At 74.1% G+C, this 11,217-nt stretch carries 8 protein-coding genes; 3 read left to right on the top strand and 5 right to left on the bottom strand.

Going from position 1 to position 11,217, the window contains the following annotated elements:
• Positions 1–153: 153 nt before the first annotated feature.
• Positions 154–354, bottom strand: a complete 201-nt coding sequence (locus ACFV8H_RS05375) for a hypothetical protein (RefSeq protein ID WP_375894266.1) — start codon at positions 352–354, stop codon at positions 154–156.
• Between the two features lie 385 nt (positions 355–739).
• On the opposite strand from ACFV8H_RS05375, the gene ACFV8H_RS05370 reads away from it, so the two are divergent.
• Entirely contained in the window at positions 740–2,050 is a 1,311-nt protein-coding gene (locus tag ACFV8H_RS05370) for a carbohydrate-binding protein (RefSeq protein ID WP_380396644.1), read from the top strand.
• Between the two features lie 73 nt (positions 2,051–2,123).
• On the opposite strand, the gene ACFV8H_RS05365 is transcribed toward ACFV8H_RS05370, so the two are convergent.
• Genes ACFV8H_RS05365 through ACFV8H_RS05355 form a run of 3 tightly spaced genes read right to left on the bottom strand, consistent with a single transcriptional unit; the run spans position 2,124 to position 8,041 of the window.
• Positions 2,124–5,057, bottom strand: a complete 2,934-nt coding sequence (locus ACFV8H_RS05365; RefSeq protein ID WP_380396642.1) for a hypothetical protein — start codon at positions 5,055–5,057, stop codon at positions 2,124–2,126.
• Positions 5,057–6,928, bottom strand: coding sequence for an HSP90 family protein (locus tag ACFV8H_RS05360; protein ID WP_380396640.1), 1,872 nt, complete (start codon positions 6,926–6,928; stop codon positions 5,057–5,059). The genes ACFV8H_RS05365 and ACFV8H_RS05360 overlap by 1 nt, the downstream gene beginning before the upstream one ends.
• Positions 6,929–6,982: 54 nt before the next feature.
• Positions 6,983–8,041, bottom strand: coding sequence for a hypothetical protein (locus ACFV8H_RS05355; protein WP_380396638.1), 1,059 nt, complete (start codon positions 8,039–8,041; stop codon positions 6,983–6,985).
• Positions 8,042–8,263: 222 nt separating this feature from the next.
• On the opposite strand from ACFV8H_RS05355, the gene ACFV8H_RS05350 reads away from it, so the two are divergent.
• Complete coding sequence (locus tag ACFV8H_RS05350) at positions 8,264–8,578, top strand: hypothetical protein (RefSeq protein ID WP_380396636.1); 315 nt, start codon at positions 8,264–8,266, stop codon at positions 8,576–8,578.
• A 411-nt stretch (positions 8,579–8,989) separates the two neighbouring features.
• Positions 8,990–9,535, top strand: a complete 546-nt coding sequence (locus ACFV8H_RS05345) for a hypothetical protein (RefSeq protein ID WP_375894283.1) — start codon at positions 8,990–8,992, stop codon at positions 9,533–9,535.
• 100 nt (positions 9,536–9,635) lie between these two features.
• Here ACFV8H_RS05345 and ACFV8H_RS05340 read toward each other — a convergent pair whose 3' ends face one another.
• On the bottom strand, positions 9,636–11,078 hold the full coding sequence (locus tag ACFV8H_RS05340) for a glyceraldehyde-3-phosphate dehydrogenase (RefSeq protein ID WP_380396634.1): 1,443 nt from the start codon (positions 11,076–11,078) through the stop codon (positions 9,636–9,638).
• Between the last annotated feature and the right edge of the window lie 139 nt (positions 11,079–11,217).

Genomic DNA, 11,217 nt, shown 5'->3' with positions numbered 1-11,217 from the left:
AATGGGGCAACACCCCCCCGTGCTCCGGGTCCAACACCACACAAAGAGTATGGGTATAATACCCCCCCCCCCCCCGCCCCCCGCGCTCCCGCTGGGGGGGGGCACCGGCGGCCGTGTGTCAGCCGGCCGGATCAGTCGGCCGAGCCGGTCGGGTCAGCAGCCGCCCACGATCGCGTAGGTGATGCAGCTGGGGGCGACGGCACAGTTCCAGGAGCAGCACTCCCGGACGTAGAGCGTCTCACCGACGCAGTTGGTGGTGGTGCCGGCCGGGCACTGGCAATACGCGTCGGCGGCCTGCGCCTTGCGTCCGCCGGAAACCGCCCGGTCGACCAGGTTGAGAATCGCCTGAACCATTTTTTCCTCCGCTCGGGAAGGTGGACTGGAGAGGCTGTGCGGTTACCCACGAGATCTCGTGGTCCGAAAGCTAACCGACCGTTCGAGAACCTGTCTAGACCAAATTCGAGGATCATCGAGCTTTGATCCGGACGAGCCGATTCCCTTTCCGCGGCCCCGCTCCGCCGCCGTCGCGCCTCCGTCGCGCCTCCGCCACGCCCGCGCCCGCCCCCCGCCCGGCCGGGCCCTTGACCGGACCCTTGACCGGCCCTCCGGGAAAGGTCTATACCAGTGGGAGCTCTGGGCAACCACCCCACGCCCCGGGACAGTTCGGCCTGCCCGCGCCACCCCCACCTCCGGCGCGCACGGGCCCTCCCCCACGCACGCCTCCCGGAAAGGCACCCCGATGCACCGCGCACTTCCCCCACAGCCACGCACCGCACCGACCACCCGCAGATCCCGGGCCGCCCTCGCCGTGGCCGGCGTGCTCGGCCTGGTCGCCGGCGGCTTCGCCGCCCTGGCCGGCACCGGCCCGGCCTCCGCCTCCACCACCGGCACCACCGCCGCCGGCCTGGGCAGCAACTGGTACGCCTCGGCGCCGTACCTGATGCCCGAGGACAACAGCCCGCCGGACGCCGCCGCCGTGATGGACGCCACCGGCCAGAAGGCCTTCCAGCTGGCCTTCGTCCTCGCCCAGGGCAACAGCTGTTCGCCCGCCTGGGGCGGCACCTCCTCGATCGACTCCGACACCGCCATGCCCGCCGTCATCCAGACCATCCGCGGCAAGGGCGGGGACGTCTCGGTGTCGGTCGGCGGGTACGGCGGCACCAAGCTCGGCCAGGTCTGCGGCACCCCGGAGGCGACCGCCGCCGGGTACCAGCAGGTCATCACCAAGTACGGCCTCAAGGCGATCGACTTCGACCTGGAGGAGCCGGAGTACGAGAACACCGCCGCCATCCACAACGAGATCGGCGCGGCCCGCATCCTCCAGCAGAACAACCCCGGCCTGTACGTCTCGATCACCACCGCCGGGACCAACGCCGGCACCGGCTGGTTCGGCACCCAGATGCTCAACGAGGCCAAGTCGCAGGGCTTCACGCCGAACAACTACTCGATCATGCCGTTCGACGGCGGCTTCAACGGCGCCGCGGCGCAGACCGACGCGCTGGTGAAGTTCAACCAGATCCTGCAGACCACCTTCGGCTGGAGCGAGGCCACCGCGTACGCCCACGAGGGCGTGTCGATGATGAACGGCCGGACCGACGCCGCCGAGTACTTCCGCCAGGCCGACTTCCAGAGCGTGCTGGACTTCGCCACCGCGCACGGCCTGGCCCGCTACACCTACTGGTCGGTGAACCGGGACCGCCAGTGCACCGGCCCGGTGGACCCGGGCCTGTCCGGCTCCTGCTCCAGCGTGGCGCAGAGCGACTGGGACTTCACCAAGTACACCGTGAAGTTCGCCGGGGCGACCCCGCCCACCACCCCGCCGACCACGCCCCCGACCACCCCGCCCACCGGCCCGGGCACGCCGACCGGCAGCCCCACCGGCAACCCGGGCACCTGCACCGCCCCGGCGTGGAGCGCGAGCACCACGTACACCGCGGGCGCCAAGGTCTCGTACAACGGCCACACCTACCACGCCAAGTGGTGGACGCTGAACGAGGTGCCGAGCGCCAGCGGCCAATGGGGCGTCTGGGGTGACGACGGCCCCTGCTGACCCCGCCGGAACAGCGGTGAGGGGCGGGCGTCCTGGACGCCCGCCCCTCTTCCGGTACCGGTGACGCCCCGGCTCAGTCGCCCGCGATCCGCCCCCGCAGCTCGGCGAGCACCCGCGGCGCCTCGGTCAGGCCGGCCGCCTCGGCGCGGGCGATCGCCGCGGTCAGCCGCTTCACCGCGGCCTTCGGGCGGTCGAGGTCGCCGCCCTCGATCAGCGCGGCCAGCCGGACCGACTCGGCCCGCAGCGACTCCGGCTGCGGCGCCCCGGCCGGTTCGCCCTGCTCGCCGTAGACCTCGACGGCCCGCTCGGCCTCGGCCAGCGCCTCCTCGAAGCGGTCGGCGACGGCCAGGCAGCGCGCCCGGGCGTAGTGCGAACCGCCGCGCAGGTACCAGGCGGTGTACTCCTGCCCGCCCCGCTCGGCGGCCTCGCCCAGCGCATCGGCCTCGGCCAGCAGGGCGAGCGCGGCGTCCAGCCACTCGGGGCCGCCCCGCTCGCACATCGTGAGCTGGGCGAACTCCCGCAGGGTGGAGGCCAGTTGGTCGACCTGCGGGGCCTTCGCGTGCGCCTCCCGGGCCCGCCCGAGGGCGGCCTCGGCGGCGTCCCAGCTGCCCGCCTTGGCGAGCGTCAGAGCGGCCTCGCAGGCGACCATGGTGTGGGTCTCCTGGTCCTCCCAGTCGGCGACCAGCTCGGCCAGCCGCAGGTACTCCTCGGCGGCGTCCCGGTACTCCTCCAGCTCGACCAGGCCCCGGGCGAGGTCCAGCCGGGCCTGGGCGACCATCCGGGCGTCCAGGCCGGCGGTCGAGGCCGAGGCGTCCAGGACGGACTCCAGCACGGCCACCGCGTCGGCGTCCCGGCCGGTGCCGCGCAGCACCTCGGCGAGCTGCAGCCGTACCCGGGCGGCGTCCTCGACCGCCCCGTCCCCCAGCCGGTCGAAGCGCGCGGCGGCCTCGGACAGCGCCCGGACCGCCCCGCCGAAGTCCTCGACCTGCATGGCCGCGTGGCCGAGCAGCATGTACGTCGGCGCGTACGGGTAGGCGTCGTCGCCCCAGCGCACGGCCTCGGCCAGCGCCCGGTGGAACACCTCGACCGCCTCGCCGGGCTCGCCGCCCTTGAGCAGCACCTGGCCGAGCAGGCCGAGCACCCGCGGGGTGTGCCAGGGCAGTTCGGCCGCCTCCAACTGGGCCAGCACCTCGCGCAGTTCGGCCGCCGCCTCGGCCGACCGGCCCTGCCGGGCGGCGGCGTCGGCGAGGTACTGCCGGGAGGTCGCGGCCCGGCGGGCCGAGCCCAGCTCGACGGCTGCGCGCCGGTAGCCGCCGACGGCCGCCTCGAAGCGCGCGGTCGTCCCGGCGGACGGCTCGGGCAGCGCCTCGACCAGGTCGTGGTGGGCAGCGTAGGCGAGCGACTGCAGGACGATCAGGTAGTCGTCGTCCGTCATGTCGCCCGTGGCGCGCAGCTCCTCGGCCCGGGCCAGCGCGGCGTCCAGGGCCGGCCAGTCGGCCACCGCGCCCTCGACCTCGCCGAGTTCGACGATCAGCGTCCGGGTGCGGACCATCAGGGCCGGGCCGGGCAGCCCGGCCCGCTCGAACAGCTCGGCGGCCGCCAGCAGGCCGGCCGCGCCCTCGGCGTGGTCGTCCCGTTGCAGCGCCTCGTGGGCGCGCTGCTCGGCGAGTTCGGCGCGCAGCCGCTCCGGGCCGCCGAGTTCGGCGTGCTCCGGGTGGGTGAAGTCCGCGGCGGCGGCGCGCTCGGCGACCCGCTTCCACAGCCGGTCGCCGTCCGGATGGCCGAGCAGCTCCAGCTCGCGGGCGCGCAGCACCAGGGCGGCGAAGTCCTCCGGTACGGCCTCGACGGTGCGCCGCGGCGCGGGGGCCACGGCCGGGGCCGCGCCCGCCAACTCCGGTGCGGCGAGCGCCCGTACGCCGAGTGCCAGCGGCTCGGCCAGCAGCGGCCGGACGGCCAGCCGGGCCCGCCGGGCGGCGCCGACCGTGTCGGTGCCGTTGCGGGCGTCGAAGCGGGCGGCCAGGGCGTCGGCCTCGGTGCGCAGGTGGGCGAGCAGAGTGTCGACCGTCCAGCCGCGGCCGGCCGGGCCGCTGACCGCGAGCTCGCCGTGGCCGGCCGCGGCCAGGGCGGCGATCAGCACCTCGACGCCGGTCAGGAAGTCCAGCCGGGCGCCGGGCTCACCGGTGACCGCGAACAGGTCGCGGTTCTCGGCGAGCAGCTCCAGCCCGCGCGGCTCGTTGCCGGACAGCGCGCAGAACTCGATGTGCCGGGCCACCGCCGCCAGCATGGAGGCCTTGCCGCGGGCCGCGCGGTAGCCGGTGAGGTGGGTGGAGCGGGCCTCGTCGAGGCGGCCCAGGCGCAGCAGCGGCAGCAGTGCGACGGACTGGCTGAGGCAGGGCTCCTCGGCGCAGCTGCTGCGGCCGCTCAGCACCGGGGCGAGGGTCTCCAGGGCGCGGGCGTCCTCGCCGAGGTCGAGGAAGTGCCGGGCGCGGGCGCGGGTCTCGCAGGCGTGGCAGTTGCTCAGCTCGGTGCGCGGGCGGGCCGTCCACAGCTCGTAGGCGTCCTGGACCCCGACGCCGGTGTGCCGGGCCAGGTGGTAGCGCTGGGCGTAGTACGGCTGGAGGCCGTGGCCGGCCGCCCGGTAGCGGTCGCGCAGTTCGGTGAGCCAGCGCTCGACGGCGGGCAGCGGGACGTCCGGGTTGTCCCGCAGCGAGCCGGCCACCCACTTGAAGCGCCAGAACACCTGCTGCGCGGCCCAGTCGCCGAAGCCGTCCGGGTCCTGGTCCCACAGCTTGAGGATGCAGGCGAAGACGACCGGGCTCTTGTTGCTCTCGCCGTCGTACTCGTAGGCCTCCATGAGTTCGAGCAGGGCCATCGAGCGGACCTCGGTGTCCTCGAACTGTTCGGCGGCGTCGACGAGTTCCTCGGCCGTGACGGTGCGGGTGCGGCCGTACGGGCGGGCGTCGTTCTCGCGCAGCGCGGCCATCACCGCGCCGGGGGTGTCCAGCATCACGCCCCCTTCGGGCCGTCGTGGTCCGGGCCGGCCGCCTCGTGGCCGAGCATCGCATGGTCGAGCAGGCTGATGAACGAACGGTTCAGCAGCGCCGACTCGCTGGCCTTGAGCGGGCGGCGGGTCATCAGCACGGCCTGCCCGTACAGCGCCTCCACGGCGGTGACGGCCAGGTCGTGGTCGGTGACGCCGGCGGCGCGGCGCACCAGCGGGTTGAGGTGGTTCAGCACCAGCTGGGCGCGGGGCGCCTCGGCGCGCAGCGAGCCCAGAATGTCCGCCCACAACCCGTCGGCCTCGTCGGCGAGTTGGGCGCGGGTGCGCTCGTGCCGGGCCTCCCGGTTGTCGAGCAGCAGGGCGGGCGCGTTGGTCGGGTGGAAGCTGCGCAGGGCGACGTCGCAGTCGAACCGGCCGACCACCTCGCGGGCGATCGCCAGGAAGGTGGCGGCGGCCAGTTCGGCGGCCGGGTCGACGGTGTCCAGGTGCGCGGTGACGGTGCCCGGGTCGAGGTCGGAGACGGAGACGCCGGGGCGTATCTCGGGCAGCCGGTGGACCAGGTCCCGGTCGTAGGTGTAGCCGCCGTTGACCACGCCGAGCCCGGCCGCGCCGGCCACCGGGGCGACCTGGCGGAACTCCTCGACCGTACGGGTCACCAGCACCACCGGGTGGCTGCGCGCGAACTCGTCCAGGGTGACGTTGCCGTCGGTGGTCTCGAACGGCAGCCAGGGCAGCATCATCCGCAGCAACTCGTCGTCGTAGCGGGCGAGTTCCTTGACGGCCAGGTGGTGCACGGAGAGGAAGCGGTGCAGCAGCGCCGGGTCGCTCGCGGACAGGCCGGTGAGCCAGTCGCGGATCCGGGCGCCGAGCGCGTCGCGGACGGCGGCCAGCGTCTCGTCGGCGTACAGGCCCTCGCGCGAGGCGGTCGGGCGCAGCCCGTCGGTGTCCACCACGCAGCGGACGAAGAACGCCCAGTCCGGCAGCAGTTCGTCGGCCTGGTCGGAGAGCAGCATGCCCTTGAGGTGCACCCGGTGGCCGTGGCGGCGCGAGGGCGGGGCGGCGTCGGGCAGCACGTACGCGACGCCGCGCAGGCCGACCAGCGGGAGGTCCAGCTCGATGGTGTCGAGCGGGACGAAGTCGAAGGTGCTCCGGCAGTACTCGGCGAGCGCGTCGCGCCGGGCCAGCGGGGAGCCGTGCCGCTCGGCCCACGGCGGGGTGCGGTTGACCGCGTGCTCGGTGCCGTTGGCGTCGATCACGGTGACGTCGTGGCGCAGCAGGCTGCCGAAGTCCCGGGCCAGGGTGAGCACCCGGGCGGGGCGGGTCCACTCGGCGGCGTCGGCGCGCGGGGCGAGGGTGACGGTGGTGCCCGGCTCGGGCTTGGCCGAGGCGGGCAGGGTGCGGATGGTGTAGCTGCCGTCCGACAGGCCGCGCCACTCGATCACCGGCGCGTCCGGGCTGCCCGCGTGCCGGGTGACCACGGTGATCTCGTCGGCGACCACGAAGCAGGCCAGCAGGCCGATGCCGAACTGACCGATGAAGTCGCCGCGGGCCCGGGCCAGGCCGTCGCCGTCCAGCCCGCCGTCGGCGTCGCGCTTGGAGCTGCGGCCGATGGTGGCGAGGAAGGTGTGGACGTCCTGCTCGGTCAGGCCGATGCCGGTGTCGGTGACGGACAGCTCGTCGTCGGCCCGGACGGTGATGGCGGCCGGCGCCCCGGGGTCGAGGGCGCGGCGGGCGGAGATCGCGTCCACCGCGTTCTGCAGCAGCTCGCGCAGGTAGACCCGCGGGCTGGAGTAGAGGTGGTGGGAGAGCAGGTCCACCAGGCCGCGCAGGTCCACCTGGAAGGTGTGCGCACTCGTCGGGTTGTCGGTTGGGGACACCGGAGGCTCTTTCGGTCGCGGAATGCGGAAGGGGTGACGTACGGGGGGCGCGGGTCAGTACGCGGCGCAGCGGTCCCGGTGGGCGCGGAAGGCCTTGACCGGGTCGCCGGCCAGGTAGTGCCAGGGCGACTCGGTGACCGTGCCGTCCAGCGCGTCGAACAGCAGCCGCGCCGTCCTGCGCTGGTCGGCGAGCGAGAAGGCCATCGCGAAGGTGTTGAAGCTCGACTGCCAGCCGCGGTCCGGGACGAAGTCCGGGTGCAGGACGGAGCGGAACGCGGCCTCCTGCAACTCGGCCACCACGGCGGGGCCGGACAGGTAGGCGTGGTCCTCGCCGTCCGGCAGGTCCAGCCAGCGCTCCAGGTGGGCGAGCGCCACCAGCTCGCCCAGCGGGCTGCCCTCGGGGGCGGCCAGCATCGAGGAGCGGGCGAACCCGTGCATGGCGTCGTGCGAGCCGCCCCACTTGGCGGACAGCTGCTGCAGGCGCTGGCGGTGCGAGCCCGGGTGCCCCGGCGCCCGGCGCACCGCCGCCTCGAAGCGGGCGGTGGCGACCTCCTCGCCGAGCGAGGCGCCGCGCGCGCTGATCTGCAGGAAGAACCAGGGGGCGAGCCAGCCGGGCTCCCGCTCGGCGACCTCCAGCAGCTGCTCCTCGGCGACGTCCAGCCGCTGGTGGAACAGCTTCCACTGCTCCTCGCCGACGTGCTTGGCCCGGGCGCCGCTGCGCGCCTCCCAGGCCCAGGTGACGTGCCGGGCCCCGGAGAGCAGCAGCGGCAGCGCGTCGCCGGGGGCGTCCGCCACCGCGCGGGCCGTCCACTGCTCGACCCCGGCGACGTCGGAGACCGCGCCGACCAGGAAGTTCAGCTCGGCGCCGGTCGCGGCGGCCAGCGCGGGGCGCAGCGCCGTCCAGTCCCCGGCGGCGGCCTGCCCGAGCAGCAGCCGCACGGACTCGTCGCCGAACGCCGGGTCGAGCCGCGGCGCCGACCCGGGGCCGGCCGCCGGCCCGGGCGCCGCCGAGGCGGCCCGTCGGCCCAGCCCGAACCCGAACCCGCGCCGACCGGCGCGGTCCTGCGCGCCGGGCTCGCCCTCCCCGCCCGAGCGGCGTCGGAACAGCGGCATGTGTGTGGCCCCCTCGAACATCATCGGCATCAATCGCACGGCCGCACAGTGACCGCCCCAGGTGAGTACATATCACGGCCGACCGACATCCGTTTGCCCAGCCCAGCGCCGCCCGGGGCCGGGGGCGCCGGAGCCCGGGAACGGGTGACATCTTGCTGCCTGACAGTTTTCTGACAGCAGGCTGGGTGCCGTCGGCACCGACGATCCGTCAGGCTGGGTCACGTGCACGCCATTCGCTTCCACCTCCGCGCCCCGGACCACCCCGACCGCCCGGCCCCGCACCCGCCCTCCCCCGAGGCCGTCCGGGACGGGCTGACCCGCGGCCTGCCCGCCGGGGCCCGGATCGAGCACACCCGGATCCTGGTCGGGCCGGACGCGGTGGACGGCGTCGCCTTCGTCCTCGCCGACGGCCTGCTCGCCGCCGAGGCCGCCCTCACCGCCGCCTGCGCCGCCGCGACCGACCCGACCGGCCCGCTGCCCGGCTGGCTGGTGCCCCACTGCGCCCTGGACACCCTGCTCGCCCTGGGGCGTGTCTGACGATTCCCGCCGGGCGCGCGACGCCGGGGCACGCACCTCGCCGCGTTGTCGTGAGGCCGGGGGTGGCTCGTGAGACCCGGGGCGGGGCCGTTCGTGTGCAGGGGGGTCGCTATCTTGAGGGTTCACGGACAGCCGTAAGGGAGTGGGCGCATGGGGATGGGTGGTCGGCGGGTCACCGTCGTGGTGGCGGCCGGAGTGTTGGCCGGGGTGCTGGCGGGGTGTTCGTCCGGAGGGTCGGAGGCGGCCAAGGGCGCTGCGGGAACGCCCGGTTCGACGGCTGCGGGCGCTGCGGCCCCGAGTGGTACGGCGTCGGCCCCGGGCGGTACGGCGTCGGCACCGACGGCGGCCGGGGCTCCCTCGCCGGGTGGGTCCGCCGGGGCCTCGGCGCCCGCGGCCGGGGCGGGCGGCGGGGTGACGGCGCCGGCGGCGGCGCCCAGCGCGGACCTGGAGGCTCCGCTGCTGGACGACAAGGTGGTCGGGCAGGTGCTGCCCGACGCCAAGGCGATGGCCGGGTGGCAGGAGGAGAAGCGCAAGGTCGACACCGCCGACCACGCGGTGACCTGCACGGCCTCGGCCCCGTGCAGCGGCAAGCCGCTCAGCGGGTCGGTCCGGTTCTCCTCGGGGGACCTGGTGACCCGCTTCCTGGTGGAGACCCTGCCCAGCCGGGACGCCGCGAAGAGCCGGGCGAAGGAGACGTACGCCTCCTACCCGGTCGGGCCGTTCAAGAAGGTCGAGGCTCCGGCGGTGGGCAGCGAGAGCCAGGCCTTCGTGGGGCCGCTGGCGGACGGTGACGGCGTGAGCATCGTGGTGCGCTCGGGCACCGTGGTGGCGAGCGTGACCACCGAGGGCGGGCCGGTGGACCTGCCCGCCGCCCGGCGGTTCGCCGTGATGCTGGTCAACCGGATCGAGCAGGCGCAGTCGGGCAAGGTCCCGGACGCGGGCCTGGCCAAGGCCTGACGGCCTCTCCCCCACCCCGCGCGCCCGCACCCGGGCCCCGACGCCGACGGGGCGGCGACCAGAAGGTCACCGCCCCGTCGAAACCGATCCAACCGCCGGATCAGCCCGCCGACACCGGGAACGTCGGGTACTCGACGCCCGAGATGTACTGCACGACCCGGACCACCTGGCACGAGTAGCCGAACTCGTTGTCGTACCACAGGTAGAGGATCGCGTTGTCGCCGTCGACCTTGGTCGCACCGGCGTCCACGATCGAGGCGTGCCGCGACCCGATGAAGTCGCTGGACACCGCGTCGGGCGAGTCGGTGAAGTCGATCTGCCGCTTGAGCGGCGAGGTCAGCGAGATCTCGCGCAGGTGGTCCAGCACCTCCTCGCGGGTGGTCTCCCGCTTGAGCTGGAGGTTCAGGATCGCGATGGAGACGTCCGGAACGGGCACCCGGATCGAGCTGCCGGTGATCTTCGCCTTGAGGTCCGGCAGCGCCTTGGCGACGGCCGAGGCGGCACCGGTCTCGGTGATCACCATGTTCAGCGGCGCCGAGCGGCCGCGACGGTCGGCCTTGTGGTAGTTGTCCAGCAGGTTCTGGTCGTTGGTGAACGAGTGGACGGTCTCGACGTGGCCGCGCACGACGCCGTACTCGTCCTCCATCGCCTTGAGCGGCGGGACGATCGCGTTGGTGGTGCAGGAGGCGCAGGAGATGATCTGCTCGTCCGGCTTGATCATGTCGTGGTTGACGCCGTGCACGATGTTCGGGACGTCGCCCTTGCCCGGGGCGGTCAGCACGACCTTGGCGATGCCGGGGCGCAGGTGCTTGGACAGGCCCTCGCGGTCACGCCACCGGCCGGTGTTGTCGATCAGGATCGCGTCCTTGATCCCGTACTCCGTGTAGTCGACCTCGCTCGGGTCGTTGGAGTAGATCACCGTGATCTCGTTGCCGTTGACGACGATCTTGTTGTTCGCCTCGTCGACGGTGATCGTGCCCTGGAACTGGCCGTGGATCGAGTCCCGGCGCAGCAGCGAGGCGCGCTTGACCAGGTCGTCGCCGCCGCCGTTGCGCACGACGATGGCCTTGAGCCGCAGGCCGTTGCCCGAGGCCTTCTCGATCAGCAGCCGCGCGACCAGCCGGCCGATGCGGCCGAACCCGTACAGCACGACGTCCTGCGCGGACCGGCGCTCCAGCTTGTTGGCACCGGTGGCACCGGCGACGGCCTGGGCGGTGAACTCCGCCACCGACAGGCCCCGGTCGTCCGCCCGGTAGGCCGAGGCGAGCATCGCCAGGTCGATCTGCGAGGGGCCGAGGTCCAGGGTGGTCAGGGCGTCCAGGAACGGCATCGTCTCGGTGACCGAGAGCTCCTCGCCGGCTATCTGCCGGGCGAAGCGGTGCGTCTTGAGGATGCTGACCACCGACTTGTTCACCAGGGAACGGCTGTGGAGCAGGACGGTGACGTCCTTCTCCCGGTGCAGTCGCCCGATGATCGGGATCATCGACTCCGCGATCTCCTCGCGGTTCTTCCAGTCCGTGAACACGTCGTCGTTGACAGTCACAAGTCCATCTTTCGAGCTGAGGGTGTTGCGCACATGGTAGCTTCGCCCGCTTCCGGCCCGACGGCCGGTCCCTCCCCCGCTCCTCCGCCCCACCCCTGCGACCTGCGCTTTCCCCCGCCTCCCCGCCCCCGGAGGTGAC

The organism is Kitasatospora sp. NPDC059827, from assembly GCF_042731675.1.
Taxonomy (GTDB): domain Bacteria; phylum Actinomycetota; class Actinomycetes; order Streptomycetales; family Streptomycetaceae; genus Kitasatospora.
Note: the sequence above shows the minus strand (reverse complement) of the source record. Positions and strands in the feature narration are given on the sequence as shown.